Below are 26,923 nucleotides of genomic sequence, written 5' to 3'. Positions count from 1 at the left end.
GCACTCCAGCAACAAGATCACGATCTACGGCTGGAGTACTAGACGCGGGTGATGTCGACGACGCCGTGCAGGGCGGCGAGGCCGAGGGCCAGGAAGAAGTCGCCCCAGACGAGTTCGTGCCGGACCGCCAGGCCCTTGTCCGCGTCGTAGCAGCCGTCCAGCAGCATCCCCGGCGGGCGGCCGGTGCCCGGGCCGCTGACGTGGCTCGCCGCGAGCCTGCCGAGGATCGCCTCGGCCCGGTACGCGCACTGCGCCACGCGGGGGCCGGGCACCCGGGCGAGTTTCAGCAGGGCGACCGCGGTGATCGCGGCGGCCGAGGTGTCGACCGGCCCGTCCGGCCGGGCGGAGTCGGCCGCCGGTACCGGGAACTCCTCCTGCGGGAGCAGGAGTTCGGCCGCCGCGTAGAGCCGGTCGGCGGCACGGGCGGGGCCGGCCGCCGCGAGATCCGGGCGCAGCAGGGCGTCGGCGACCGCCAGGAGCAGCCAGGCCCGTCCCCGGCTCCAGCCCGGTGGCGGGTCGGGGCAGGGCTGCCAGCCCGTGCCCGCGTCGAAGCGCAGGGCGGGAGTCAGTACCGCGGGCGTCGGCACCGCAGGGTTCGCTCCGAGGCAGAGGTCGAGGTGGCGGTGGAGGTGATCGGCCGCGGCGGCGAGGCCCTGCGGTCCGGCCCCGGCCAGCAGCGGTACCGTACCCGGCACGGCGTCGACGCGGGCGAGCAGTCGGGGCCCTCCGAGGGCGTCCCCCCAGGGCACGAGCCCCAGTTCACGGTCATGGGCCGACAGGACGGCCCGGGCGGCCCGGGCCCGGAGGGCGGCGGCCCCGGCATCGTCGCCGGCCGGAGCGGTCCCGTACCAGAAGATGAGGCCTCGGGTGGCGGTGTCGGCCGCCACCCAGGGTTCGAGCCGGGCCGTGCACGCGGCGGCGGCACGCCGGTCGGCCTCGTCCCCCGTGTACCGCGCCCTCAGCCAGAGCAGGCCCGCCCAGAACCCGCCGGTCCACGAACCGCGCCCGGTGGTCTGCCAACGGCCGTCGCCCGGTTCGGCGTACAGCGGGAAGCGGGGGCCCACGGCCGCCGCGGTCACCGCCACCCGTTCCATGACGGCTTCGAGGGTCCGGCCGAGCCCGGCCCCGGCCGGGCTCATGCCGCGCCCTCCCGCCGGTCCCGTACGGCCCACAGGAACGCGACGGCTCCCGCCGCGGCGAACTCCGCCGCCACCAGCAGCCAGCCCGGCCCGTACCGGCCGCTCTGCGCGAGCAGGCCGAACAGGGGCGGGCCCACGGCGAATCCGCCGAAGAACCCGGCCGCGACCAGCGCCGAGTCCTGCCCGGCCCGGCCGGGTGCGGCCCGCTGCATGACCAGGACCATCGAGACGGCGTTGCCGGAGACGGCGAACACGCCCACGGCGATCGCCCCGACCCACACCAGCGGGCCCGCCACGAGGGCGGCCGCCAGCAGTACCGCCGCTGCCAGGGCTCCGCAGGCCAGCCAGCCGGGGAGCCACTCGGCCCGCCCGGGCCGGGCCGCCTTCGACCACCCCACCCGGCCCGCGATGCCCGCCACGCCGAGCACGGCGACCAGGGCGGCCGCCGCCGTCGGGCCCATGCCCAGCCGCTGCGCGCCGAAGAGGGCGAGGTAGGTGTTGACCGACGCGATGCCGGCCCCGAGGAACAGCGAGAACACCGCCAGCCAGGCCACCATCCCGCGCGGCACGAGTGCCGTACGGGGCCCGGCGCGCGGCGGGGCGGGGTCGGCCGGCAGGACGCGCCGGGCCCACAGCCCGGCGAGCAGGGCGGCGCCGGCGCCGGTCCAGACGGCGCCCCGCCAGCCGATGCCGCCCGCGAGCAGCGCGAGCGGCAGTCCGGCCGCGAAGGCGCCCAGCTGCACACCGGACTGCTTGAGCCCGGTCACCGCTCCCCGCCGGGCGGGCGGGACGGCGCGCAGCACGGCCTTGTTGGTGGCCGGGTTGGCCAGTGCCTGGGGGACGCCGCCCAGTGCGACGGCGCCGAGCAGCAGTCCGGCGCCGGGTGCGGCGCCGATCAGGGCGAGCGCCGCCGCGGAGACCAGCAGCAGGACCACCAGCGAGCGCCGCGGGCCGATCCGGTCCACGATCCGGCCGCCCGCCGGCGAGAGCACGGCAGCCGTACCGAATCCGATCGTGGTGGTGAGCCCGAGGACCGCGGGAGACACGCCGAGTTCGGTCACCAGGCGGGGGCCCAGCGCACCCAGGAGGAACAGCTGCAGCATGGAGAACGCCATGGCGCAGGTGAGGAGCGCGGTCAACTGCCGTCCCGCCCCGCCGTCCTTCTCCATCGGCGATGCGGTCGCCGTCCCCTCCGCGGCCACGAAGTCTCCCTTCCCCGGACGTTGAACTCTTCGAGCGAGCGGGTAGGCAGTCGGATGGACCGGCGCGACGGTTCCCCCGGTCCCTTGTGCCCTGCACCACACGAGGCGGGCAACCCCGCCATGACAAGGCAGGACGCGGGAACTTGTCCGGAAGTGCGCACCCTGATGTGCGGCTCGAGCGGCCGGTGCAAGGATGAGCCCTCCATGAACCCGGTCCGCTGTTTACGCGCCGTGAGGGCTGCGATGTTCGCAGCCCTCTGTGTGCTGCTCGCGGCCACCGGCCACCTGCTCATGTCGGGTACGGCGGTGCCCTGGTGGGCTCTGGCCGTCGCCTTACCCGGCACGGCGGTGACGGCGTGGGCGCTCGCCGGGCGGGAGCGTGGACTCCTGGCCGTCACGGCGGCGGCCGTTGCCGTCCAGGCCCTGCTCCACGCCGGTTTCACCCTGGCCCAGTCCCTCGCTCCGGCCGCACCGACGGCTGGATCCGGGCAGATGTCACAGCCTCCGCCCGGCGTCGAGATGCCGGAAGCCGCTGCTCACGTGCACCATGCGATGCACGGGGCGGCGGACGCCCCTTCCGCCCTGACCGCCGCGATCGGCGCAACGGGCGTGACCGGTGGGCCGCTGCCGGGCGCGATGCACGAGGCGGCCGGCATGTCACCGACCGGCATGCTGGCCGCTCACCTGCTGGCTGCCGTGCTGTGCGGACTGTGGCTCGCCCACGGCGAGCGGGCCGCCTTCCGCGTGGTGCGGGCCGTCGCCGCCCGCCTCTGGACTCCGCTGCGCCTGCTGCTCCGTACGGCCGTACCCGCGCGCCGGCCGACCGTACGGATGCGCCGGCGGCGGGCCCGCCGCGCACCGCGGCGGCTGCTCCTCGCCCACGCCATCACCTCACGGGGCCCGCCGGCGGGGACCGCTGTCCTCTGACAGCTGGTTCCCCGAGCCGCGCCCGCGACCGCTCCCGCATCCGCACCCCCGCGCCTCGGGCATCGGCCGTGCCTTCCGGCAGGCCGCTCTCCCCACCGGCCCCGCCCGCTCGCGGGTGCCGGACACCCCTTGCCCGTAAGGACCTTGTGGCGATGACTGCTGCCCCGACGACCCCTTCCTGTACCACCGGTGGCCGGCCGGCCCGGCGCACCCCCGACAACGACGCGGAGGTGACCCTGCTGGCCCTGGACGCCCGTGACGGCGATCCCGTGAAGACGGACCGCTTCGTCCGCGCGCTCCACCGTGACGTCTGGCGCTACGTGGCCTACCTCAGCGCGGACACCCAGGCTGCCGACGACCTCACCCAGGACGTCTTCCTCCGCGCACTGGCGAGCCTGCACCGCTTCGAGGGCCGTTCCTCCGCGCGGACCTGGCTGCTGTCCATAGCCCGCCGCACGGTGGTGGACAGCCTCCGGCACGCGGCGGCCCGGCCCAGACTGTCGGACCGCTGCGACTGGCAGACGGCCGCCGAGCAGACCCAGCCGTACGACGTGCCGGGGTTCGAGGACGGCATCGCCCTGGCGGAGCTGCTCGCCCTGATCCCGTCCGAGCGCCGGGAGGCCCTGGTACTGACCCAGTTGCTGGGGCTGTCCTACGCCGAGGCGGCCACGGCCGTGGGCTGCCCGATCGGTACGGTCCGCTCCCGCGTGGCCCGTGCCCGCACCTCGCTCATCGCGCTCCTGACGGACACCCGACCGACCGATACGGCGCCGGAGCCGCCGGCCCCGCGGGCCGACCGCACCGCCCCCGGAACGCCCCGGGCGGCGGGCGAGCGCACCCTCACGGCGGCGGCCCTCGCCTGACCCTCCGGACGGGGCGGGAGGGTGGGAGGGACTGTGGAGCGCGAACGGCGCCCCACAGTCCCTCTTGCGTGTTCGGGCCCCGCTTCACCGTCCCGGCGTTGGTGCACGGGCGGAACGTGACGCACGGCCGCGGGCGCAGGCCCGGAGCCGGGAGCCGGTCGGCAGCGGCCCGTGGCCGCACGCCGGGGCCGGCCGGGCCCGACAGGCGGTCGTGCGGCCGGACATGTGCCGCGACCTGGCCTTCGACCCACTCGCGGACACGTCCGGCAGGCGCTTGCGGAGCCTGCCCGGCGGCATGGCGGCGGGGCACGCAGACATGCCGCGGCGCCGCCCGGCCGCATGGTCGGACGCGCGGCAAGATATCAGCCTTCCGCGGACTCGCCGGGATGTTTATCCGATGGTGATGTCCTCCGGCAGTGGCGCCGCGCCCGGCACTAGCGTCCCGTCACACCCCGGGAATGCGGGTGTGCACCGCACGGCCTGTGCGGCCCCTCCTGCCCCGCCACCCCCTCCCGGCCCTTGGAGCGAGGAGGCACAGTGCTGTCAATGCGGCGGAGATCCATCAGCGGCTTGTCGATGGCCACGAGATACACGATCGGAAGCGGCCTCGTCATCAGCGCCCTTGCCCTCACGCTGATCGCGTTGCTGATACCCGTGGACAGTTTCGGCAGCCGTGCCTCGGCCGCCGCCACGGGTACGGCGGCGGCCGACGACGACGGCGGTGGCACCGTGAGCACGGCCTTTGGACCACTGACGGCGGCGGACCGGGACTTCATCCGCAAGGTCCGCCTCGCCGGACTGTGGGAGCTGCCCGCCGGCCGCCAGGCCCAGCAGCGCGGGTCCCGACCCGCGATCAAGACGGCCGGCCAGCACCTCATCGACGGCCACACCGAACTGGACCGACAGGTCATCCAGGTCGGCCAGGCCCTCGGTGTCGATCTACCCAACCAGCCGACGGCACAGCAGCAGGACTGGCTGGGCCAGATGAACCGCGCACGCGGAGAGGAGTACGAGCGGCTGTTCGTCCAACTGCTGCGCAAGGCTCACGGAAAGGTGTTCTCCCTGCTGGCCGGAATTCGGGCACAGACCAAGAACTCGATGGTCCGGGCCCTCGCCACATCCGCCAACAACACGGTTCTGGACCACATCACGGTCCTCGAAGACACCGGACTCGTCGACTTCGACGCGCTTTCCGACAATGTCCAACCGACGAAGTGAAGTGATCGCATGAGTGCAAAGGGCCACAAACGCCCACGGCTGTCGAACAAGGTTCTGGGCGTGATCTCCGCGCTCGTACTGGGCGGCGGCGGAGTTGCCGTCGTCGCGGGAAACGCGTCCGCCGGCCAGGAGGGCAACCGTGCGCAAGAGATGACAGCCACCATCGACTGCCCCGACGTGGGAGAGAAGCTCACCGCGGTCCCCGACCAGGCCAAACCCGAGGTCGACAAGAACCTCGCCAAGCTGGACGACCAGGTGGCCGAGGCCTACAAGCAGCTCGCCGCCGGCAAGGTGAAGGGCGACGCCGCCCTCCTCGGCAACCTGAAGCAACAGCGCGACCAGACGATCAAGGGCGTGACCGACGCGATCGGCAACGCCGGCCAACCCCCTGCGGAACTCAAGGCTTTGAGCGCGTGCACGATGAAGCAGGCACCCGCGGCGGACGACGCCGCCGCCGCGGCCGCGAGCAAGGGCGAGCAGGGCGTGGCCGCCCAGGCCACCGGGCAGAAGGGCGGTCCGGCCAAGAACGACTTCGTCAACATCACGAAGATCCGACCGAACGTGAAGAATCCGGCGGCCCAGGCGGGCGCCTCGAAGGGATCCTTCATCTCGCAGTGCGGCCGCAACGAGAACGGCCACTTCAACCCCGACAACGTCATCGTCGCCCCCGGCGTCTCCAACGGCGCCCACCACATGCACGACTACGTGGGCAACAACTCCACCGACGCCTTCTCCACCAACGACAGCCTCGCCAAGTCCGGCACCACTTGCGGCAACGGCGACCAGTCCAGCTACTACTGGCCCGTGCTGCGGTTGCGTGACGGCAAGGTGGAGCGGGACGCGAAGGCCCCCGGCGGCGGCCAGGACGGCAACGTCGGCACCATCCTCCAGCCCAAGCAGGTGTCGATCACCTTCAAGGGCAGCCCCGTCGGCAAGGTCACGGCGATGCCCCGCTTCATGCGCATCATCACCGGTGACGCCAAGGCCTTCACCAACGGCAATGCGAACGCCAACGCCTCGTGGAGCTGCACCGGCTTCGAGAACCGCCAGCTGAAGGACAAGTACCCGGTCTGCCCGAAGGGCAGCGACGTGGTGCGCTCCTTCACCTTCCAGAGCTGCTGGGACGGCAAGAACATCGACAGCGCCAACCACCGGACGCACGTGGCCTTCCCGGACAAGAACGGCCGCTGCCAGAAGGGCTTCAAGGCCATTCCGCAGCTGGTGATGCGCCTCACCTACGGGGTGGCCCCCGGCGCCCGCTTCGCAGTCGACAGCTTCCCCGAGCAGTTGCACAAGCCGGCGACCGACCACGACGACTTCATCAACGTGATGTCCAACGGCCTGATGAACAAGGCCGTCGGCTGCATCAACGAGGGACGCACCTGCCGCTGATCCCTGCGGCAGGACTCCCCCTCCAACTCCCGGGCCGGACGCTCCCCCCTCCCTCCACCACCGCGTCCGGCCCGGGAATGGTGTTGGCCCGAAGCCGACTTCGGGCCAACACCGCACGTGCGTACGGCGCCCCGGCGTCCTGACCGCGTCCCGGCCCCGTACCCGCACAACAGTCCGGCCCGGCCCCGTAATACGGGGCCGGGCCGGACTGTTGTGCTGTGCGCTTCAGTTGTTTCGCTGTGGTTCTGTCCGGTTCTACAGGCCGTTGACGCGGGCCATACGGCCGACAAGGGGGGTGAAGTCGGCCTGGATCACACGGGCGGCCCTGCGGCCCACCCGCGAGTGCTGACGGCGCACCTGGGCCATCAGCCGGCGGCTGCGCAGGGCCATCTCGAGCTCGAAGCGGGTACGGGGGTCCCGCAGGCCGGTACCGAAGAGCTTCTCCAGCTGGCGCATCCGGTACCGCACGGTCTGGGGGTGCACACTCAGCGCCTTGGCGGCCTCGGGAGCACCGCCACCCTCCAGCCAGGCGAGCAGGGTCACCTCCAGTCGCTCGCTCTGGCGGGGGGTCAGGTCGGCCAGCGGGCGCAGCCAGCGGGCGGCGAGCGCGTGGGCCAGGGGTTCGTCCTGGAGCAGCAGCAGGGTCGAGAGGTGGTCGTCCACGAAGACGGGCCGGACCTCGACACCCGGGCGGGCGGGGGTCAGTGCGGACAGGCGCAGGGCCCAGCGCAGCGAGGAGGCCGTGTCGCGGAGCGGTACGGCGTGGCCCACGGCCGCGAACCTGCCGCGCAGCAGGTGTTCCAGTGGAGCGCGGTTGTCCGGGTCGGAGCTGGGGACGAGCAGGCACGGACGGCCCGCGAACATGCCGACGAGGGCGTGGTCCAGTACGGCAGCGAGCTGCTGGGTCTCACCGGGCGTGGCCGGCACGATGGCCCGTACGGCCGGCGGGAGGGGCCAGCCGGCCGCCTCCGCGAGCTCGCTGAGGGACATCTCGGATGCGGCCCTGTCATCGGTGAGGGTCTTGAAGAGGTCCTGCCGTGCCCGGTCGCACTCGCGGACACCTTCGAGGCGGCCTTCGTGCCGGCCGTCGTGCCGGCCGTCGTGGCGGGCTTCGAGTCGTGCCTCGCGGAGGCCGACGGGGCGGACCTCGCGAACGCCGTCGGCGCGGGGTGCCTCGCGGAGGCCCTCGTGCCGGCCCTCGTGCGTGACCTCGCACTCTTCCCGGGCCGCGAGCCCGGGGTCGATCCCGGATGCGGTCCCGCGCCGGGCCTTGCTCTCGAACTTGTTCTCGACCTCGACCTGGTTCTCGATCTCGTCCTCGCTCTCGGCCTGTTCATCGTGCTCGTCCGGTGCTTGTTCCGGGGGTTGTTCCTGGTAGCCGAGGACGGTGAGGAGCGCCTCTTCCACCCGCTGCCGGAACAACTCGTCATCAATGGCATCGTTGTCATCGATAAGTGCGGAAAATTCCGGAATTCCATGCAGAAGCTCCTCCACTATCTCGGCGGCCAGCGCGGGGAGTTCCCTGCGCAGGACGCGCGTCCACTCGCCGCGTGGGCGGGACCAGATGCGGTTCAGAAGTTCACACATCGTTTTCCTCGTTCGTGCCGGGGTGAGGCTTGTCCGGGGAAGAGCGACAAGCCCGTCGAGGTTGCCTTCCATGCCAACACCCTTGTCTGACACGGGAGTTGCGGCCCTCGTACTCCCTCCTGGAGAGGTCCGACCACTTACGGTCCCATTCTTTTGCCGTGATTTTGCCGTCTGGGACGCGTAGGTGACGGGCGGCGCGGTGGCCTGTCGCAACCTCCGCTGGAGGGGAATCTTCCGGTGTTGTTCGATGCGCCGTAGACGCGGTGCGAGAAATTATCACGTTTCGATAAAACCTGTGGAGCTGCTGTGCAGCTCCACGATGCTGCTGCACTCCGGCTGCCCCAAGTTCCCTCGGCCGGCGCGGAGTTTCACAGCGCTGCCGGGCACGACGACAACGACCCCCGGGTGCCGAGCGCCAGGTGGAATGCTCGGAGCCCAGGCGCACAGGAGAACTGGATGCCCCTGCCCCAGCCTCACATGCCCAGCTCACACAGAGCCCGCCGCCGGAGCCGCCATGCGGCTGCGGCTCCGGCGGCCGGAAGGCGGGCCGTCCGGCGGCCCTCCCTCCTTTCCACGCCCGGAAGGCTGAGTCCCGGCGTGCTCATCGCCGTGGGCGCGGCCATCGTGGCCGTCACCGTGGCTGCCCGAGCGGGCGCCCTGACCCAGCTTTGGGACTTCCTCGACTTCGGGGCGGGCGTACTCTCGCTCGTCTCGCTCACCGCCACCGTCCTGTGGGGACTGGCCGCGACCGACCGGGTGATCCTGGGTTCGGGACACCGGCTGGTCGCCCAGGCGGCGCACCGCGGACTCGCCGTGTCGGGCCTCGGTTTCCTGGCCCTGCACATCTGGGTCAAGATCGCGGAACAACGGACGACCGCGTCCTCCGCGCTCGTCCCCTTCACGGACGCCGCCCGGCCCGTTCTGGTCGGACTCGGCAGCCTGGCCGGATATCTCTTCCTCGCGGTGGCCATCTCCGGTGCGGCGCGCAGCGTGTTCGCCACCAACCGCCGCTCGGCGTTGTGGCGCGCCCTGCACTTCGGCGCCTATCCGGCATGGGGCGCCTCACTGGTGCACGGCCTGAAATCGGGCCGCGCCGCCGACACCTGGGTCACGGCTGCCTACGGGCTGGCCCTGCTCGGTATCGTCGGCGTGCTCGTACTGCGCGTCAGGACCCGGATCCAGTACGCGGCCTCCCTGCCGCCCGTCCCCTCGCCCGTGCCGCAGACACCCGTCAAGGCCACGGTCCCCCGGCCGAGGCGTGCGACGCGGCCGGCAGCCGCGGCCGTGACCGCGAGCCCTGCCTCACCACCCCTGTCCGAACAGCCACCGCGTACCGCCGTGTACGCGCCCAGCCGGGCCGGCAGTCTCTCCGACGGCGAGGACTTCGCCACCCGAGGGCGGGGGATGTGAGCGGCGACCCGCGCCCCAGCCTCGGCTGTGTGGGCGCCCCCCGGCTGCTGGCCGGACTCGACCAGGCCGCGCGGCTCGACCGCGTGGCCCATTTGACGACGCACGGCCAAATGCCCCGCTACCGGCCGGAGGAACTCGTCGACCTCGCCGAGAACATCGACCTCCGCGGTCGCGGCGGCGCGGGCTTCCCCTTCTCCCGGAAGCTGCGCGCCGTCATGCGGTCGGCCCGCGCCGGGGACGGGCAGACCGCTGTCGTCGTCAACGGCAGTGAGGGCGAGCCGAGTTGCCTCAAGGACACCGCGCTGCTGCTGCACACCCCCCATCTGGTGCTCGACGGGGCCCTGCTGGCCGCCGCCGCGCTGAACTCCGAGGACGTCGTGGTGGGCGTCACCCGGGGGGACGTGGAGCAGTCGCTGCGGGAGGCCGTGGCCGAACGCGGCCCGGCAGGGCGCCGGGTGCAGATCACGCGGCTCCCCGAGCGCTTTGTGACCGGAGAGGGAACGGCGCACGTGAACGGTCTGAACGGCGGCCCGACGCTGCCGTCCGGACAGAAGGTGCGCACCAGTGACCGGGGCCTGAACGGGGTGCCCACCCTGTTCTCCAACACCGAGACCTTCGCCCAGATCGCCGTCGCCGCCCGGCTCGGCGCGCTGGACTACCGTACGACCGGCCTGCCCAGCGAACCGGGCACCATCCTGCTGACCGTCGCGGGCAGCACGGTCGTCGAGACGCCGAGCGGGGCCGCGCTCTCCTACATCCTGGAGCTGTGCGGCACCGATCCGGGCCAGGGCGTCCTGGTCGGCGGCTACCACGGCAAATGGCTCGACCCGGCATCGGCGCGCGCCGCCGAGATCTCACGGGAGTCCCTCGACCGGCTCGGCGCACGGCTGGGGGCGGGGGCGGTGCTGCCGCTGCCGATGGACACCTGCCCGGCCGGCGAAGTGGCTCGGGTGACCCGCTGGATGGCGAAGGAGTCGGCCGGCCAGTGCGGCCCCTGCGTACGGGGGCTGCCCGCCATGGCCGACGTACTGGAGGACGCCATTCGGGGCGGGGGCAGAGCCGCCCTCGAAATGCTGGAGCTGCGGATGAAGGCGGTACTGCGCCGCGGCGCGTGCAGCCATCCCGACGGCACCTCGGCCTTCGTCGCCTCGGCACTCAGGACCTTCCCGGACGAGTTCCGGGACCACGCCCTCGGCAGCGGCTGCGGGCGGCGGGTGCTCGGCGCCCTTCCACTGCCCGAGGACGACGAGAGTCCGGAGCGGCTGCTGGTCGACTGGACCCTCTGCAAGGGGCACGGGCTGTGCGTGGACGTCCTGCCCGACGTGGTCCGGCTCGACCTGGACGGCTTCCCGGCGGAGGCCTCCATGGCCGTACCCCGGCAGCTGCGGCAGAAGGCCTTGCGCGCGGTGCGCCGCTGCCCGGCCCTCGCGCTGCGCATCCAGGACTGAACCAATGCCACGGGTTCAATGTTGGCGCGATCTGACAAATTCCCGGGGATATTAGCTCCCGCCGGTCCGGGCCCCGTATCAATTACCGGGGGCAAGGAAACGCGAAACCGAACCTGAAGGAGAGATCGTGAAGAAAATGCGTCGCGAGATATTCGCCGTGTCGGCAGTCGCGGTACTGATGATGACGGCCGCATGCGGAAGCTCGGACAATTACGGGGGAAAGGCACCCGCGGTTCAGCCGGTGGGCGACAGCAAACAGGCCGGTACCGGCGGCGACATCTACGGCGGCGGCGCCGGAGGCGGCGCGGTCCCTGCGGGCCAGCTCGGCAAGACCGGCCCGGCCGGCCAGATGAAGGTCAGCGATATCCAGGGCCTGGGCGCCGCGGTCACCGACAGCGAGGGTTTCACGCTCTACCGGTTCGACAAGGACACGCCCAAGCCCCCCAAGTCCAACTGCGAGGGCGACTGCGCGGCGACCTGGCCCGCCGTGTCCGCGGAAGGCGCCTCGGTCAGCGCGGGCATCGATGCGGCACTCCTCGGCTCCGTCGAGCGGTCCGACGGTACGAAGCAGCTCACCGTCGCCGGGTGGCCCGTGTACCGCTACGCCAAGGATGCCAAGGCGGGCGACGCCCTCGGTGAGGGCGTCGGCGGCACCTGGCACGCGCTCGGCCCCGGCGGGAAGCCCGCGGGCAAGGGCGGCGCCGCCGAGGGCGGCGAGAAGGAGGAGAAGAAGGAGGAGGAGAAGCCGGCTGCGGAGGCGAAGGCCTCCGGACTCACCGCCGTGCAGAACCCCGAGCTCGGAACCCTCGTCGAGGACGCGGAGGGCAAGACGCTCTACCGGTTCGACAAGGACAGCGCCTGGCCGATGAAGATCGGCTGTGTGGACGCCTGCACGGACACCTGGAAGCCCGCCAAGCCCGTCGACAAGGCAAACGTAAGCGGAATCGCTCCTGAATTGATCGGGAAGGTGAAGCGCCCCGACGGCAGCGAGCAATTGACCATCGACTGCTGGCCGGTTTACACATTCACCGGCGACAAGGAGCCCGGGGACACCACCGGGCACAACAACAAGGGTCTCTGGTTCGCCATCACCGACAAGGGCAAGAAGGCGAAGGTCGTCAACTAGGGAATTCCGCGGCGCACCGGTCCTCCCCCCGAAATCGCGTGGTGCCCGGGTACCTCCCCACCCGGGCGCCACGACCCCTCCCCGATCAGCCTGAGAGGTTGCCATGCCGTCCACCGACCGCAGCACCCGCCGCGCCCGGCGGATCCTCCCGTCCCTTCCGGCTGTTGCCGCGGTGTGCGTCGCCGCGCTGCTGTGCGGTGGCTGCGCCGCGAACGCCTCGGCCCACCACACCCCGGCCGGGGCGAAGGAGACGGCCGCGGAGACGGCCAAGGGGGCCGCGGCGGCGGGGCCCGCGACCTCGATCGAGCAGATCGCCACGGCTATCGGCTGCACCGCCGAAGTGAACGTGGAGGCCGAGGAACTGCGCCAGGGCGGCTGCGAGGCCGGTCAGGTCATCTACCGCATGGTCACCTTTGCCGCCGAGCAGGGCCTGCACGCCTGGCTGACCGAGGCCCGGATGTACGGCGGCATCTATCTGGTCGGGGACCGCTGGGTCGTCACCGCGCAGACGGAGGAAGCCCTGACCACGCTGCGCGGACGGCTCGGCGGCGACCTGCAGACCGGCGAGACCCACGGCGGGACCGACGGCAAGACGGACGGCAAGACCGGTGGCGAGACCCACGGAGGCGGCCACTCCGGCGAACCCGGCCACTAGACCCCGTCCGCGCTCCTTGCACACGCCGCAGTCGGCCCCCGGTACACGACCGGGGGCCGACTGCGGCGTGTCGGCCACTTGTCCTGTTATCGGCTCGTTCGTGAGGAGCACAGAGCACGACCCTTCGGGATGATTCGGCGGCGCTCGGCGTGCAACAAGGTGGACGCGTCAGTGACTTCACCGAAAGGAACGGCTCAGTGCGCCAGAAACGACGCCTCGCACCGCTGCTCGCCGCCGCCGGACTCGTCGCCACCACCGTGCCCCTGCTGTCCGCGACCCAGGCCTCGGCCGCCCCGGCCTCGGACCACCTCCGGCAGAAACCCGCCTGGCACCGCTGCAGTCCCGAGGGGCCGGCCTCGTACGAGTGCGCGACGCTCAAGGTCCCGCTCGACTACCGGCGTCCCGACGGGCGCACGATCGACCTCGCGATATCCCGGATGAAGAGCGAGAACCCGGCCAAGCGGCACGGAGCCATGCTGCTGAACCCGGGGGGCCCGGGCGGTTCGGGGCTCGATCTGCCGCTGCTGATGAACGACGCGATGCCGAAGGACGTACGGGAGCAGTACGATCTCATCGGCTTCGACCCACGCGGGGTCGGCGCCAGCAGCCCGCTCACCTGCGGACTGACCGACGCCGAGCAGAACTTCGACCGCGCCTACCGCCCGGAGACCTTCGGCTCCGACGTGACCTGGGCGCGTACCGTCGCCGACAAGTGCCGTGAGAAGGCCGGTTCGGTGCTGCCGCACATCACCACCCGCAACACGGCCCGGGACATGGACACCATCCGCGCGGTCCTGGGCGAGCGCAAGCTCTCGTACGTGGGCTACTCGTACGGGACCTACCTCGGCGCGGTCTACTCGCAGATGTTCCCGGACCGCACGGACCGCTTCGTGCTCGACAGCGGTGTGGACCCTCAGCGGATCTGGCGCGGCATGATCCAGGTCTGGGCCACCGAGGCCGAGCCCGCCTTCGCGCGGTGGACGCAGTGGGCGGCGCAGCGGTCGGCCGAGTACGGGCTGGGCGACACCCCGAAGGCCGTGTCCGAGACCTTCTGGGGGCTGGTGGCGCGCGCCGACAAGGAGCCGATCGAGCTCGACGGCATGAAGGTCGACGGGGACATGATCCGCGCCGCGCGCGGGGTGTTCTTCTACCCGGCGCAGGCCACCCCGATGGTCGTGGCCCTGAAGGCCGCGGCCGAGGGCAAGCCGCTGCCCGCCGACGTCACCGGGACGCAGCTGAAGCGGCTGCTGGGCGGCGCGGCGGCCGAGCCCGCCTCGGACAACGGCACCGCCGTGTTCTGGGCCGTGGCGTGCGGGGACACCGGCAGCTGGCCGCGGTACACGGAGCAGTACGAGCGGGACGCCGCCAAGGACAAGGCCAAGTACCCGCTGTACGGGGACTTCGCGTCCAACATCAAGCCGTGCGCGTTCTGGGACCGGCCGGCCGAGGCGGCCACGCCGATGAACAAGAAGGCGAACGTGCTGACGGTGCAGAACGAGTGGGACTCGCAGACCCCGCTCGTCAGCGGCCAGGGCCTGCACCGCGCCCTCAAGGGCTCGCGGATGGTGCTGGCGGCGGGTGGTGAGGGCCACGGCGTGTACCTCTTCGACCCCACCTCGTGCGCCAACGCCCCGGTCAACGCGTACCTGACCACGGGTCGGCTGCCCGACCGGGACGTGACCTGCCAGAACCCGCCGGCCGCCGCCGAGCGGCGCGATGCGGCGGCGCCGTCGAAGCGGCTGCCCTTCCCGTCCGGCCCCGCCCGGTTCTGAACGGCCCGGGACCCGGCGAACGGCCGGTGGCCCGGCTCGAACCGCTGCTGACGCGCGGAATCGGGCCGGGCCGCCCGGATGCGGGCTCAGACCATGACGAGGAGCCGTGTCTTCGGCTTGAGCTTGCGGTTCACCGAACGGCTCTGCACGTACACCTCCAGCTCGGGATTGCGCCCCGCCTTCACGGAGACGGTTCCCCGGATGCCCGTGCCGAAGAGGAGGCTGCGGGCCGCGTCGCCCGTGTACGCGCGGTCGGTGTCCTTCTCGACCACGATGACCTCCTTGTCGGGCTGAACCTGCACCCGCGCGCCCAATTGGTAGTAGCAGGCGCCACGTTCGTAGGTCACGCCCGGATGCGAGTCGACGAAGGACCGGATGTCGACCTCCGCGTCGACCTTCAGCAGCCGGTACTTGTCGGCCGGGACCGGTTCGAGGTTGGCCCGTACGTCGTCGACCGAGAGGTCCTGGCCGACCGCGAACAGGTTCTTCGTGCCGCGTACGCCCTTCTCTCGGCCGCGGAGGAAGCCGGTGGCCGCGGCGCGCACGGTGCCGATCGCCTCCTCCACGCCCTCCTGGGAGTCCGCGTCCCAGATGGCGATGTTCCCGGCCGGGAAGCCGTAGTTCTGCGCGGTCCGCTTCGCCAGGGAGTTCGGGACGAGGATGGCGGACGTCCAGTGGTGCGGAAGGGCGCCCATCTTCGCCGCGATCCGGTCGAGCCAGGGGCCGAGGACGGCCATGTCGCCGTCGTGCCGCCGGTCGCCGCCGGAGGCGTTCTCCTCGCCGTCCGTCACCACGATCTGGAGGAAGCTGTGCTCGCCGTACTCCTCCCAGATGTGGCCCAGGTCCTCCAGCGACTTCAGCGAGGCCTCGATGAGGGCGGTGGCACCGTTGTTGACCTTGTACAGCCCCCGCATGGACGGCAGGTGCTTCACGTCCATGTCCCAGACCAGATTCTCCACCTTGTGGTCGAAGGAGTAGAGGCTGATCCGGGTCTCATGACCGAGGCTGTCCGACTCGGCCTTCAGCCCAGACACGAACTCGTCCACGACCCGGACGAGTTGGCTCTGGTGCTGCCGCATGGAACCCGAACAGTCCACTACCAGCGCGACGTGGTTGACCTTGTGCTGGATCTTGTTGGCGGACACGCTTCAGCTCCTTCTCCGTGGCTCCCCAGGTGATGAATCCACCCTAGGAGGAGCCACTGACAACGGAGCCTGACGGACGATCACCCCCCTGCCCACCCGGTCACGGTGGTCCGGCCGGGGGCTCGGCTACGCGGGGAGAGAGGCCTCCGCGGCCGCCTTGATCCGGCGCCCGAAGTCGGGGGCGTCCTTGCGGGCGGCGCTCAGTGCGAGGCCGACGAGCAGCTTGCCGAGGCCGTGGCCCTCGAGCGTGTTGAAGATCCGGACGCGGGTGCGGCCGCCGGGGAGGGCTTCGAGGTCGTAGCCGCCCTCCGCGGTGACGAGGTTGCGGGTCTGCTCCGTCCAGCGGATCAGCTGCGGCGGGTCGAGGCCGACGATGCGGAACTCGCGGCCGGTCTTCATCCCGGCGTCCTTGACCGTGCTGCGGAAGACCGTGCCGAGTGCCGTGGGGCCGTCCGGGGTCTTGGTGATCTCCTGGACCCGGGGGCTGAACTCGGGATCGTGCCGCCCGTCCGCCAGATAGGCGAAGACCGCCTCCACCGGTCGGTCGATCTCGACACTCGACTCGAACTGTCCGGACATGTCAGCTCCTCGGTGCGGCTACCTGTGATCCACGATCCCAGACGCGGACTCCGCACGCGCGCCGGGCGCCACGCGGCCGCCGCGCAGCGGGGTCAGCAGCCCGCCTACGAGGACCAGCAGGCACAGCACCCCGCCCGCCGTGCTGACCGCGGGTACGCCGTGGCGGGCGGCCAGCATCGTGAGCACGGCCGCGCCCACCGGGCCCGAGGCGTTGTGCACGGTCCAGAAGGCGGACGTGACACGGCCGAGCAGGTGGTCCGGGGTCACCTCCTGGCGCAGGGTCATGGTGCAGATCCCGCCCAGGGTGATCCCGAACATGAAGACGGCGGACAGCGCGGCGATCACCGGAACGCTGCCGCTGACGCCCGTCACGGTCACCCCCACGGCGATCATCGCGATGGAGGCGAGCCAGCACGTGCCGAAGCCGAGGATCCGGCGCAGCCGCCCCGCGCCGAGCGCCGCGGCGACGGAGCCGGTCCCGCCGACCGCGATCACGTAGCCGAGGGTGGCCGCGTCCCGGCCGAGGTCGTGCTGGACGCGGTAGATCAGCAGGTCGGTGGCGCCCATGGTGACAAAGGTCAGCAGGGTGAGCTGGAGGGTCAGGGGGCGCAGCAGCGGGTGGCTCCACAGGAAGCGGAAGCCGACGACGAACATCTCCCGCAGCACCCCGGCCCCGGCGGTGTCCGCGTGCTCCCCGGCGGGCCGGGCGGGCCGCGCGGTGAACCGCACCCATCCGAGGCTGGCGGCGGAGACGAGGAAGGTCGCCCCGTCCAAGGCCAGCGCCCGGTCCGCACCCGCCGCGGCCGTCAGCAGACCGGCCACCACCGGCCCGAGCAGGCTCCCGAGGGCGAAGGTGCCCATCAACCGTCCGTTGGCAGCCGTGAGGTCCTGCGTACGCACCAGGTTGGGGATGGCCGTCACGTACGCCACGTCGAACAGGGTCTTCAGTACGGCGACCAGCGCGGTCAGCACGTACAGCAGCCAGACCTGCGGCCCCGCGGCCCACCAGACCAGCGGGACCGCGCCGAGCAGCACGGCCCGTGCCAGATCGCAGGCGATCATCAGCCTGCGGCGGTCCACCCGGTCGACCACGTACCCGGCGAACACTCCCGTGCCGATGGCGGTGGCCCCTGAGATGACCGTGCCCAGGCCCATCTGCACGAGGGACCCGGTGGCGTCGAGGACGAGCAGGGGCAGCGCGAGCAGCGATACGGACCCGCCGAGGACGGACAGCGCCTGGCCGAGCCAGAAGACGTTGAAGTCCTTGTTCCGCCGCAGCGGCGGCCTCGCGCCGTGGGTTCCGGACTCCGCCGAGATGGTCCCGCCGATGGTCCCGCTCCCCCGTTCCGTGCGGCCGCCGTCGCGGTCGGTCGACGGGTGCGAGGCTAGGCGACCCGGTCCGCCGCCCGCCACCGCGTTTCGGGCCCGGCTCCCCCTGGTCCCGGGGGATATCCCCACCCGGGACGGGCCGGGTGGCATGATCGCCGCGGACGCGCGCCCCCGGAGAGGCTGGGACCGGAACACACCGCTGGATTCCCGACGTCTCCGCAGGAGTTGGCCCGTGCACGCACAGACCTGGCACACGCTTCGTTCTTCCCGTCGGCCGCAGGGCGGCCGACGCAGAGCGGCTACGGCCGCCGCCGCGGCGGCCGTCTGCGCGCTGACGATCGGCGCGCTGGCGCCGCCCGCGGCGTCCGCCGCCCGGCCGGACGCGGTCCAGCAGGGTCTGGACGCACTGGTGCGCTCCGACGGCCTGCCCGCCGCACTGGCGAGCGTCCAGGACGGCAAGGGCCGCACCCATACCTACACCGCGGGAGTGGGCGACCTGGCCACCGGTGCGAAGGTGCCGAACGACGGGCAGGTGCGGATGGGCAGCACCACCAAGACCTTCACCGCGGTGGTCGTCCTGCAACTGGTGGCCGAGGGCAAGGTCGGCCTCGGGGACAAGGTCGATACCCATCTGCCCGGCCTCGTCCGCGGTGAGGGGATCGACGGCCGCAACATCACCGTTCGCCAACTGCTCCAGCACACCAGCGGCGTTCCGGACTACGAGAAGGACGTCGACGACGCCTTGCTCCAACGCCGGTACCTGGAACCCCGCGACATCCTGGACATCGCCCTGCGGAACAAAGCCGCCTTCGCCCCCGGGGAGAAGTGGGGCTACAGCAACACCAACTACGTGCTGGCCGGCCTGATCGTCCAGAAGGTCACCGGCCGGCCGCTCGCCGAGGAGATCGACAGGCGCGTGGTCCGGGCCGCCGGACTGCGCCACACCTACTTCCCGGCCGCCGGTGACACGACCGTCCGGGAGAGGCATCCTCGCGGCTACCACCAGGAGTCGGCGGGCGCGCCGTGGCGCGACGTCACGGACATCGACCCGTCCGCGGCCTGGGCGGCGGGCCAGATGATCTCCACCGGCTCCGACCTCAACCGGTTCTTCACCGCGCTCCTGGCCGGCGACCTGCTGGCGGACGCGCAGCTCGCCGAGATGCGCACCACGGTCCCCCTCGGGGACACCGGCGCGGGTTACGGACTGGGGATCATGAGCAGGCCGCTGTCGTGCGGCGGCGTCTACTGGGGCCACGGCGGCGACATCATGGGGTACGAGACACGCGGCGGGGTCACCGACGACGGCCGCGCGGCGGCGAACGTCACGGTGACCGCCGTCCCGGCCGACCTGGCGTCCACGAGGCACGTCGAGAGCGCCGTGGACACGGCCCTGTGCGCCGCGCAGCGGAAGTAGCCCGCCGGCCTAGCCGAGCAGGGCGTACACCGTGGAGGCGGTCGCCGCCGGGTCCTGGGAGCCCTCGGGGGTCAGGGTGATGTCCGCGAAGGCCATCCGCTTGCCGAGCTTGGTCACCCGTACGTGGATCAGCACGTCGGCCCCGACCACCGGCCGCTGGAAGCTGGTGGACTGCTGGACGGTGGTCATCGGCCCGTAGGCCCCGCGGGCGGCGGAGATCGCGATGACGGTGGCCGTGTCGGCGGCCGCCATCATGGCCTGGCCCGAGAGACCGCCGCCGTCACGGGCCAGCTCGCCGGACCAGGGCAGCCGCAGTACGGCGTGCCTCTCCCCGGTCTCCTGGACGGTCAGTCCGAGGGCGAGCACCCAGGGGGCGAAGTTGTCGAGAAGGATCTTGTCTGCGTCTGCGGGTGAGATCGTCACCGGGCGATTGTGGCGGTCCGGCCGGACCGCCACAATCCCCTTTCGGTCAGAGAGCGGCGGCCAGTTCCGTGCCCTGGCGGATGGCCCGCTTGGCGTCGAGCTCGGCGGCCACGTCGGCGCCGCCGATCAGGTGGGCCGGGATGCCGGCCGCGCGCAGGGCCTCGTACAGGTCGCGGCGCGGCTCCTGGCCCGTGCACAGGACCACCGTGTCGGCGGGCACGAGGTGCTGTTCGCCGCCGACGGTGATGTGCAGGCCCTGGTCGTCGATGCGGTCGTACGTGGCCCCCGCGACGGAGACGACGCCCCGGTGCTTGAGCTCCGCGCGGTGGATCCATCCGGTGGTGGTACCGAGGTCCTTGCCGACCTTGGTGGTCTTGCGCTGGAGGAGGTGGACCTGGCGGGGCGGCGCGGGGCGCTCGGGGGCGGTGAGCCCGCCGGGGCCGGCGTACGTGGTGTCCACGCCCCAGTGGCGGAAGTAGACGTCGGGGTCCTGGGAGGCGCCCTCGCCGCTGTCGGTGAGGTACTCGGCCACGTCGAAGCCGATGCCGCCCGCGCCGACGACGGCGACGCGCTCGCCGACGGGGGCTCCGTCGCGCAGCACGTCGAGGTAGCTGACGACGCCGGCGTGGTCGACGCCCTCGATGTCGGGGGTGCGGGGGGTGACGCCGGTGGCGATGACGACCTCGTCGTAGCCCTGGAGGGTGTCCACGTCGGCGCGGGTGTTCAGGCGGACCTCCACGCCGGAGTCCACGAGCTGGGTGCCGAAGTAGCGGATGGTCTCCTCGAACTCCTCCTTGCCGGGGATGCGGCGGGCTACGTCGAGCTGGCCGCCGATGTGGCCGGAGGCCTCGAAGAGGGTGACGGCGTGGCCGCGTCCGGCGGCGGAGACGGAGCAGGCGAGGCCGGCCGGGCCGGCGCCGACGACGGCGACGCGCTTCTTCGTGCGCGTCGGGGACAGGACGAGCTCGGTCTCGTGGCAGGCGCGCGGGTTGACCAGGCAGCTGGTGATCTTGCCGCTGAAGGTGTGGTCGAGGCAGGCCTGGTTGCAGCCGATGCAGGTGTTGATCGTCTCGGAGCGGCCGGCCGCGGCCTTGGCGACGAAGTCGGCGTCGGCCAGGAAGGGGCGGGCCAGGGAGACCAGGTCGGCGCGGCCGTCGGCGAGCAGCTCCTCGGCGATCTCCGGGGTGTTGATGCGGTTGCTGGTGACGAGGGGGACGCTCACCGCGCCCATCAGCTTCTTCGTGACCCAGGTGTACGCGCCGCGCGGGACGGAGGTGGCGATGGTGGGGATGCGGGCCTCGTGCCAGCCGATGCCGGTGTTGATGATGGTGGCGCCGGCCGCCTCGATCTCCTTGGCGAGGTGGACGACCTCGTCGAGGGTGGAGCCGCCGGGGATCAGGTCGAGCATCGAGAGGCGGTAGATGACGATGAAGTCCTCGCCGACGGCCGCGCGGGTGCGCCGGACGATCTCCAGCGGGAAGCGGACGCGGTTCTCGTAGGCGCCGCCCCAGCGGTCGGTGCGCTTGTTCGTCGCGGCGGCGATGAACTCGTTGACGAGGTAGCCCTCGGAGCCCATGATCTCGACGCCGTCGTAGCCGGCGAGCTTGGCGAGGCGGGCGGCGCGGACGAAGTCCTCGACGGTGGCCTCGACCTCGGTGTCGGTGAGCTCGTTCGGGACGAAGGGGCTGATGGGGGCCTGGATGGCGCTGGGTGCGACCAGGTCCTTGTGGTAGGCGTAGCGGCCGAAGTGGAGGATCTGCATCGCGATCTTCCCGCCTTCGGCGTGCACGGCGTCGGTGATCACCCGGTGCTCGGCGGCCTCGTCCTCGGTGGTGAGGCGGGAGCCTCCCTCGAAGGGGCGGCCGGCGTCGTTCGGGGAGATGCCGCCGGTGACGATCAGGCCGACGCCGCCGCGCGCCCGCTCGGCGTAGAAGGCGGCGAGCCGCTCGAAGCCGCCCTGGTGCTCTTCGAGCCCCGTGTGCATCGAGCCCATGATCACGCGGTTCGGCAGCGTGGTGAAGCCGAGGTCCAGGGGGCTCAGCAGGTGCGGGTACCGGCTCTGGGAACTCTGCGTGCTCATCGGGGTGTGCCTCCTCGCGCGGGGGTGATGAACCTGTTCTAGCGAGCGGAGGGCGGTTTTGCAACTAAGTGCATAACCAAAGCGGACAGCCGGGAACCATCCACCCCCTCAATCCCGGGGCCGGGGCGCGGACGGCCCGGGAACCCTGTGGCGGAGTTCACGCCGCACCGACGGCGGGCCCCGGCCCCGAGCGGCCGGGCCGGGGTCCGCTGCCGCGGTCAGGGGCGGTGCAGGCGGAGGGTGACGATCTGGAACGGGCGCAGGGTGAGCGGCACGGCGCCCTCCGGGGTGACGACGCCCACCGCATGGCCCGAAAGAGGTCGTTCGAGCAGGTCGCTCTCCACGGCCGCCGCCACGGGGAAGTCCGCGGTGAGGACGGCCCGGGCGCGGCCGCCGCGGGACTCGTAGAGGCGGACGATCACATCGCCGCTGCGGTCCTCGGCCAGCTTGACCGCCTCGACCACCACCGCGTCCTCGTCGACGGCGACCAGCGGGGCGACCGGGCCCGCGCCGCGGACCGCCCGCTCGGGCAGGTTCAGCGCGTGGCCCTCGCGGACCGCGTCGCCGATGCCGGCGCCGGGCGCGAGCGAGAACCGCAGGGTGTGCGAGCCCTGGTCGGTCTCCGGGTCGGGATAGCGCGGAGCCCGCAGCAGGGAGAGCCGGACCGTGGTGGTCTGGCCGCCGTCGGCCCGGACGTCCCGGGTCACGTCGTGCCCGTACGTGGAGTCGTTCAGCAGCGCCACCCCCCAGCCGGGCTCCTCGGCGTGGATCCAGCGGTGGGCGCAGATCTCGAACTTGGCCGCCTCCCAGGAGGTGTTCGTGTGAGTCGCCCGGTGGACGTGCCCGAACTGCGTCTCGGAGGCAGTCCGTTCGGCCTTCACATCCAGCGGGAAGGCCGCCTTGAGGAACTTCTCCGTCTCGTGCCAGTCCACGTCCGTGACGATGTCGACCGTCTTGGCCCCGGCCCGCAGGGTGATCTGCTGGACCGCCTTCGACCGCCCGAAGGAACGGGTCACGCGTACGGTCGCCGCCCGCGGGCCGCCCTCGGTGACCTCCAGCCGGTCCAGCTCCACGAGGTCGGTCACCCGGTTGCGGTAGAACGCGTCGACGTCCCAGGCGTCCCACATGTTCGGGAAGTCGGGGTGGATCTGGAGCAGGTTGGCCGCGGCACCGGGGGCGACCGACTCGCGCCGCGCCTCCAGGTCGTAGACGGAGACGATCAGCCCGCGGCCGTCGACCTCCACCAGCAGGCGGCCGTTGGCCAGGACGTGCCCGCCGCCGTGCCGCTCCTCCACCGTGACCGGTTCCCGGGCCGCCACCGGGCGGCCCGCTCCGCCGGCCGGGACGCCGCGGCGGGCGTGCGGGGCGCAGTTGAAGACGAGCTCCTCGCCGCCCTGACCGGCGAGCGCCTGCTGCGCGGCCAGGGTGATGGCCAGGAGCTCCTCGCGCACCGCCGCGTACGTCTCGCGCGCCTCGCGGTGCACCCAGGCGATGGAGGAGCCCGGCAGGATGTCGTGGAACTGGTGGAGCAGCACCGTCTTCCAGATCCGCTCCAGGTTCTCGTACGGGTACGCGTACCCCGCGATCCGCACCGCGGCCGTCGCCGCCCACAACTCGGCCTCGCGCAGCAGGGATTCGCTGCGCCGGTTGCCCTGCTTGGTCTTGGCCTGGGACGTGTAGGTGCCGCGGTGCAGCTCCAGGTAGAGCTCGCCGGCCCAGACGGGAGCGTCCTCGTACTCGGCGTGGGCCTTCTCGAAGAAGGCGTCCGGGCGCTGGATCCGGACCTTCGGGGAGCCCTCCAGGTCCCGCTGGCGGCGGGCCCGGGCCAGGTGTTCGCGCGTGGGGCCGCCGCCGCCGTCGCCCCAGCCGAAGGGGGCGAGCGAGCGCGAGCCGTGGCCCTTCTCGCGGTAGTTGCGGGCGGCGTGGGCCAGTTGGGCGCCGCCGAGGTCGGAGTTGTAGGTGTCGACGGGCGGGAAGTGGGTGAAGACCCGGGTACCGTCGATGCCCTCCCACCAGAAGGTGTGGTGCGGGAACCTGTTGATCTGGGACCAGGAGATCTTCTGGGTCAGGAACCACTTGGAGCCGGAGAGCCTGACGATCTGCGGCATCGCGGCGGTGTAGCCGAAGGAATCGGGGAGCCAGACGTTCTGGGTCTCGATGCCGAACTCGTCGAGGAAGAACTTCTTGCCGTAGAGGAACTGGCGGGCCATGGCCTCGCCGCCGACCATGTTGGTGTCGGACTCCACCCACATGCCGCCGACGGGCACGAACTGCCCGTCCGCGATCTTCTTCTTGATCCGCTCGAAGAGCTCGGGCCGGTACGTCTTGATCCAGTCGAGCTGCTGGGCCTGGGACATCGCGAAGACGAACTCCGGGTGGTCGTCCATCAGGTTGACCATGTTGGAGGCGGTGCGCGCAACCTTGCGCACCGTCTCGCGCAGCGGCCACAGCCACGCGGAGTCGATGTGCGCGTGGCCGACCGCGCTGACGCGGTGCGCGGAGGCGTTGGCCGGGGCGGCGAGCACCCCGGCGAGAGCGGCGCGGGCGGCGGCCGCCGTGCCGGGTACGTCGTCGAGGTCGAGCGCGTCCAGGGCCGAGCCGATGGCCCGCAGGATCTCGTACCTGCGGGCGTCCGCGGTGTCGAGCTGGGTCATCAGGTCGTGGAGGACCTCCAGGTCCTGGACCAGTTCCCAGACCTGCGTCTCGAAGACGGTGAGGTCCATCCGGGCGAGCCGGTACAGGGGCTGGTCGCCACTGGTCGGCAGGTCCCCCTCGTACGTGACCGCGTGGTCGACCAGGACCGGGTTGGATGCGGCCTCGACGTACCACTCGACCTGCTCGCCGCCCTCGGCACGGTCGGCCACGCGCACCCAGTCGTTGTACGGGTTGAGCGCCTTGATCTCGCCGCCGTCGGCCCGGTGGACCAGGCCCTCGCACTGGAATCCGGGCATCATCCGGTCGAAGCCGAGGTCGAGGACGGCTTCCACGGTACGGCCGGCCCAGTCCGCGGGAACCGTGCCGGTGACCCTGAACCAGGTGGTGCCCCAGGCCGGGCCCCACGGCTCGCCGACGGCGCAGGGCTCGTAGCTCGCCGCCAGGCCCTCGGCGACGGGCACGGGCTCGCCGGGAGCCTCCCAGCGTTCGACGGTCAGCGGGATCGTGCGGGAGTGGACGGCTGGTTTGACCCGCTCCTTGAGAACCCGGCGGAGGCGGTGTTCGGTGATGCTGCGGTCGTCGTGCATGACGGCTGCTCCAGGGAGGGTGGTCGGTACGGACGGGCAGTGCCCGGGCGGACCCGGACGGAGCCGGGCCGACTCGGGTGGACTCGGGTGGACTCGGGTGGACTCGGGGGGACTCAGATCTTGACGGCTCCCTCGCCCACGCCCTTGAAGAAGAAACGCTGGAGGGCGAAGAAGAGGAGCATCATCGGGAGGAGCGCCGCCATCGCGCCGGCGGCGACGAGGCGCTGGTCATTGACGGTGGTGGCACCGGCCAGGGTCTTCAGGCCCAGTTGCAGGGTGTAGTTGTCGCTGTTGGTGAGGACCAGCAGGGGCCAGAGGAAGTCGTCCCACGCCCCCATGAAGCTGGTGATGCAGACGACGGCGAGGGCACCCTTGGCGGCGGGGAGGAAGACCCGGGTGAAGCGGGTCCATTCGCCGGCCCCGTCCAGGACCGCCGCCTCCTCGATCTCCTTGGGAACGGCGAGGAAGGCCGCCCGCATGACCATGATGTTGAGCACGGAGACCGCCCCGGGGAGCCAGACGCCGATGAGGGTGTCGACCAGGCCCATCTCGCGGACCGTGAGGAACATCGAGATCATGACGGACTCGAAGGGGAACATGAGGGTCGCCACGAGCACGGTGAAGACGACCCGGCGGCCCTTCCAGGCGGCCCGGGAGAGGGCGTAGCCCCCCATCGCGGCGAAGAGCATGTTCGAGGTGATCGCCAGGACGGCGACGGTGAGGGTGTTGCCGACGTACTGCAGCAGCGGGAAGGACTCGGCGACCCGGACGTAGTTGTCGAGGGTGGGCTGCGAAGGCAGCACGCCGTCGTACACGTTCTCGGTGCGGCCGCGGATCGAGGTCAGGAACTGCCAGACGATCGGGCCCAGCATGACCACGAGCATCAGCACCAGGGTGGCGTACCGCCCGGCGAGGCCGATCCGGTGGCGTCTGCGGGTGGCGGCGGTGCGCCGGGGCCGCTTCTCTCTCCCGTTCCCGCTCCGGTGCCCGCTCCGGTGCCCGCCCCCGGCGGAGGAGGAGGTGCTCATCTCTCGTCTCCCTTCGACAGACGGCGGCCCAGCAGGCTGAAGACCAGGGTCAGGAGGAACAGCAGGATGGAGATGGCGGAGGCGTAGCCGGTCTCGCCGGCGAAGCCGAGGCCGACCTGGCGGATCAGGAAGGGCAGGGTGCGGGCGCCGCCGCCGGGGCCGCCGCTCTCGCCGCCGAGGATGTAGATCTCGGTGAACACGCGCAGCGCCGAGATGGCGGAGAGGGTGCCGACCAGCAGCATCATCGGCTTCACCTGGGGGACGGTGATGCTGAAGAAGCGGCGGACGGGGCCGGCGCCGTCGAGGGCGGCCGCTTCGTACAGGGTGGCCGGGACGTTCCCGAGGGCTGCCAGGTAGAAGACCATGTAGTAGCCGAGCCCCTTCCACACGGTCACGATCATCGCGGAGACCAGCAGCATCGCGGAGTCCGTGAGGAACGGGACCGGCTCGGAGACCAGGTGCAGCCGCTGGAAGACGGTGTTGACCAGACCGTCGCTGCGCAGCACCCACTGCCAGATCAGCCCGACGACCACGGCGGAGGCGATCACGGGAGTGTAGAAGGCGGAGCGGAAGAAGCCGATGCCGGGGATCTTCGTGCGGACCAGGACCGCGAGGGCCAGCGGCAGCAGCACCAGGCAGGGGACGACGACCGCGAGGTAGAGCACGCTGTTGCCGGTCGCGACCCAGAAGTCGGGGTCGGCGAAGGCGCGCCGGTAGTTGTCGAGCCCCACGAAGCTGCCGCCGCGCAGGATCCGGGCGTCGGTGAAGGACAGGATGACGGTGTTGACGAACGGCCAGAGGCTGAAGAGCGTCACCATCGCGAGGCCCGGGGCGAGGAACAGGTACGGGGTCCACCACGTGCGGTGGACCAACCCGGTCTCCGTCTCCATGGCCCGCAGGGCACGCCGCCGCTGCGCTGCTCCGCGACGCCGCCGTGCCGCTCC

Annotated in this window: 21 protein-coding genes; 10 read left to right on the top strand and 11 right to left on the bottom strand. The window is 71.9% G+C overall.

The window, feature by feature from the left end:
• Nucleotides 1-38: 38 nt before the first annotated feature.
• Nucleotides 39-1,139: a sugar ABC transporter permease gene (locus IE257_RS14215; RefSeq protein WP_189968485.1), complete on the bottom strand. Its 1,101-nt coding sequence runs from the start codon at nt 1,137-1,139 to the stop codon at nt 39-41.
• Nucleotides 1,136-2,308, bottom strand: a complete 1,173-nt coding sequence (locus IE257_RS14210) for an MFS transporter (RefSeq protein WP_229920404.1) — start codon at nt 2,306-2,308, stop codon at nt 1,136-1,138. Before IE257_RS14210 ends, IE257_RS14215 begins: the two co-directional genes overlap by 4 nt.
• A gap of 276 nt (nt 2,309-2,584) precedes the next feature.
• Here IE257_RS14210 and IE257_RS14205 point away from each other — a divergent pair, with 276 nt between their 5' ends.
• From IE257_RS14205 to IE257_RS14190, 4 genes are all read left to right on the top strand, one after another.
• Nucleotides 2,585-3,268, top strand: a complete 684-nt coding sequence (locus tag IE257_RS14205; protein WP_229920358.1) for a hypothetical protein — start codon at nt 2,585-2,587, stop codon at nt 3,266-3,268.
• A 152-nt stretch (nt 3,269-3,420) separates the two neighbouring features.
• A complete protein-coding gene (locus tag IE257_RS14200; protein WP_189968481.1) occupies nt 3,421-4,131 on the top strand; it encodes a sigma-70 family RNA polymerase sigma factor in 711 nt (236 codons plus the stop codon).
• A 576-nt stretch (nt 4,132-4,707) separates the two neighbouring features.
• On the top strand, nt 4,708-5,349 hold the full coding sequence (locus IE257_RS14195; protein WP_229920357.1) for a DUF4142 domain-containing protein: 642 nt from the start codon (nt 4,708-4,710) through the stop codon (nt 5,347-5,349).
• A 9-nt stretch (nt 5,350-5,358) separates the two neighbouring features.
• Nucleotides 5,359-6,741, top strand: coding sequence for a DUF1996 domain-containing protein (locus tag IE257_RS14190; RefSeq protein ID WP_189968477.1), 1,383 nt, complete (start codon nt 5,359-5,361; stop codon nt 6,739-6,741).
• 255 nt (nt 6,742-6,996) lie between these two features.
• On the opposite strand, the gene IE257_RS38210 is transcribed toward IE257_RS14190, so the two are convergent.
• The gene (locus tag IE257_RS38210; RefSeq protein WP_229920356.1) at nt 6,997-8,328 is read right to left on the bottom strand and encodes a PucR family transcriptional regulator; all 1,332 of its coding nucleotides are present in this window, start codon (nt 8,326-8,328) and stop codon (nt 6,997-6,999) included.
• 597 nt (nt 8,329-8,925) lie between these two features.
• Between IE257_RS38210 and IE257_RS14180 the strand changes: the two genes are divergently transcribed.
• The 5 genes from IE257_RS14180 (at nt 8,926) to IE257_RS14160 (ending at nt 14,739) form a co-directional block, all read left to right on the top strand.
• Nucleotides 8,926-9,738: a hypothetical protein gene (locus tag IE257_RS14180; protein ID WP_189968475.1), complete on the top strand. Its 813-nt coding sequence runs from the start codon at nt 8,926-8,928 to the stop codon at nt 9,736-9,738.
• A complete protein-coding gene (locus IE257_RS14175) occupies nt 9,735-11,186 on the top strand; it encodes an NADH-quinone oxidoreductase subunit NuoF family protein (RefSeq protein WP_189968473.1) in 1,452 nt (483 codons plus the stop codon). The genes IE257_RS14180 and IE257_RS14175 overlap by 4 nt, the downstream gene beginning before the upstream one ends.
• Nucleotides 11,187-11,322: 136 nt before the next feature.
• Nucleotides 11,323-12,312: an SCO0930 family lipoprotein gene (locus IE257_RS14170; RefSeq protein ID WP_189969180.1), complete on the top strand. Its 990-nt coding sequence runs from the start codon at nt 11,323-11,325 to the stop codon at nt 12,310-12,312.
• A 103-nt stretch (nt 12,313-12,415) separates the two neighbouring features.
• Complete coding sequence (locus tag IE257_RS14165) at nt 12,416-12,967, top strand: hypothetical protein (RefSeq protein ID WP_189968471.1); 552 nt, start codon at nt 12,416-12,418, stop codon at nt 12,965-12,967.
• A gap of 197 nt (nt 12,968-13,164) precedes the next feature.
• Nucleotides 13,165-14,739, top strand: a complete 1,575-nt coding sequence (locus tag IE257_RS14160) for an alpha/beta hydrolase (RefSeq protein ID WP_229920355.1) — start codon at nt 13,165-13,167, stop codon at nt 14,737-14,739.
• A gap of 86 nt (nt 14,740-14,825) precedes the next feature.
• On the opposite strand, the gene IE257_RS14155 is transcribed toward IE257_RS14160, so the two are convergent.
• The 3 genes from IE257_RS14155 to IE257_RS14145 all read right to left on the bottom strand — a co-directional run bounded on the left by IE257_RS14155 (nt 14,826) and on the right by IE257_RS14145 (nt 17,876).
• On the bottom strand, nt 14,826-15,884 hold the full coding sequence (locus tag IE257_RS14155) for a vWA domain-containing protein (RefSeq protein WP_189968469.1): 1,059 nt from the start codon (nt 15,882-15,884) through the stop codon (nt 14,826-14,828).
• A 126-nt stretch (nt 15,885-16,010) separates the two neighbouring features.
• Entirely contained in the window at nt 16,011-16,463 is a 453-nt protein-coding gene (locus tag IE257_RS14150; protein ID WP_189968467.1) for an SRPBCC family protein, read from the bottom strand.
• An 18-nt stretch (nt 16,464-16,481) separates the two neighbouring features.
• Nucleotides 16,482-17,876 (bottom strand): MFS transporter, encoded by a 1,395-nt coding sequence (locus tag IE257_RS14145; protein WP_229920354.1) that lies wholly within the window; start codon nt 17,874-17,876, stop codon nt 16,482-16,484.
• Nucleotides 17,877-18,024: 148 nt separating this feature from the next.
• Between IE257_RS14145 and IE257_RS14140 the strand changes: the two genes are divergently transcribed.
• Complete coding sequence (locus IE257_RS14140) at nt 18,025-19,206, top strand: serine hydrolase domain-containing protein (protein ID WP_308277844.1); 1,182 nt, start codon at nt 18,025-18,027, stop codon at nt 19,204-19,206.
• Nucleotides 19,207-19,215: 9 nt separating this feature from the next.
• Here the strand turns inward: IE257_RS14140 and IE257_RS14135 are convergent, their stop codons facing one another.
• The 5 genes from IE257_RS14135 to IE257_RS14115 form a co-directional block, all read right to left on the bottom strand.
• Nucleotides 19,216-19,629 (bottom strand): PaaI family thioesterase, encoded by a 414-nt coding sequence (locus IE257_RS14135; protein ID WP_189968461.1) that lies wholly within the window; start codon nt 19,627-19,629, stop codon nt 19,216-19,218.
• A gap of 46 nt (nt 19,630-19,675) precedes the next feature.
• Entirely contained in the window at nt 19,676-21,709 is a 2,034-nt protein-coding gene (locus IE257_RS14130; RefSeq protein ID WP_189968459.1) for an NADPH-dependent 2,4-dienoyl-CoA reductase, read from the bottom strand.
• Nucleotides 21,710-21,927: 218 nt separating this feature from the next.
• Nucleotides 21,928-24,951, bottom strand: coding sequence for an alpha-mannosidase (locus IE257_RS14125; protein WP_189968457.1), 3,024 nt, complete (start codon nt 24,949-24,951; stop codon nt 21,928-21,930).
• A gap of 113 nt (nt 24,952-25,064) precedes the next feature.
• Entirely contained in the window at nt 25,065-25,979 is a 915-nt protein-coding gene (locus IE257_RS14120) for a carbohydrate ABC transporter permease (protein WP_229920353.1), read from the bottom strand.
• The gene (locus IE257_RS14115; RefSeq protein ID WP_189968455.1) at nt 25,976-26,869 is read right to left on the bottom strand and encodes a carbohydrate ABC transporter permease; all 894 of its coding nucleotides are present in this window, start codon (nt 26,867-26,869) and stop codon (nt 25,976-25,978) included. Before IE257_RS14115 ends, IE257_RS14120 begins: the two co-directional genes overlap by 4 nt.
• Between the last annotated feature and the right edge of the window lie 54 nt (nt 26,870-26,923).

The organism is Streptomyces avidinii (assembly GCF_014650695.1).
Lineage (GTDB): Bacteria > Actinomycetota > Actinomycetes > Streptomycetales > Streptomycetaceae > Streptomyces > Streptomyces avidinii.
Note: the sequence above shows the minus strand (reverse complement) of the source record. Positions and strands in the feature narration are given on the sequence as shown.

Excerpts from the sequence above, each read along its gene's own strand:
- IE257_RS14215 (WP_189968485.1), bottom strand. The coding sequence starts at position 1,139 with ATGAGCCCGGCCGGGGCCGGGCTCGGCCGGACCCTCGAAGCCGTCATG.
- IE257_RS14210 (WP_229920404.1), bottom strand. The coding sequence starts at position 2,308 with ATGGAGAAGGACGGCGGGGCGGGACGGCAGTTGACCGCGCTCCTCACC.
- IE257_RS14205 (WP_229920358.1), top strand. The coding sequence starts at position 2,585 with ATGTTCGCAGCCCTCTGTGTGCTGCTCGCGGCCACCGGCCACCTGCTC.
- IE257_RS14200 (WP_189968481.1), top strand. The coding sequence starts at position 3,421 with ATGACTGCTGCCCCGACGACCCCTTCCTGTACCACCGGTGGCCGGCCG.
- IE257_RS14195 (WP_229920357.1), top strand. The coding sequence starts at position 4,708 with ATGGCCACGAGATACACGATCGGAAGCGGCCTCGTCATCAGCGCCCTT.
- IE257_RS14190 (WP_189968477.1), top strand. The coding sequence starts at position 5,359 with ATGAGTGCAAAGGGCCACAAACGCCCACGGCTGTCGAACAAGGTTCTG.
- IE257_RS38210 (WP_229920356.1), bottom strand. The coding sequence starts at position 8,328 with ATGTGTGAACTTCTGAACCGCATCTGGTCCCGCCCACGCGGCGAGTGG.
- IE257_RS14170 (WP_189969180.1), top strand. The coding sequence starts at position 11,323 with ATGCGTCGCGAGATATTCGCCGTGTCGGCAGTCGCGGTACTGATGATG.
- IE257_RS14165 (WP_189968471.1), top strand. The coding sequence starts at position 12,416 with ATGCCGTCCACCGACCGCAGCACCCGCCGCGCCCGGCGGATCCTCCCG.
- IE257_RS14150 (WP_189968467.1), bottom strand. The coding sequence starts at position 16,463 with ATGTCCGGACAGTTCGAGTCGAGTGTCGAGATCGACCGACCGGTGGAG.
- IE257_RS14130 (WP_189968459.1), bottom strand. The coding sequence starts at position 21,709 with ATGAGCACGCAGAGTTCCCAGAGCCGGTACCCGCACCTGCTGAGCCCC.
- IE257_RS14125 (WP_189968457.1), bottom strand. The coding sequence starts at position 24,951 with ATGCACGACGACCGCAGCATCACCGAACACCGCCTCCGCCGGGTTCTC.
- IE257_RS14120 (WP_229920353.1), bottom strand. The coding sequence starts at position 25,979 with ATGAGCACCTCCTCCTCCGCCGGGGGCGGGCACCGGAGCGGGCACCGG.
- IE257_RS14115 (WP_189968455.1), bottom strand. The coding sequence starts at position 26,869 with ATGGAGACGGAGACCGGGTTGGTCCACCGCACGTGGTGGACCCCGTAC.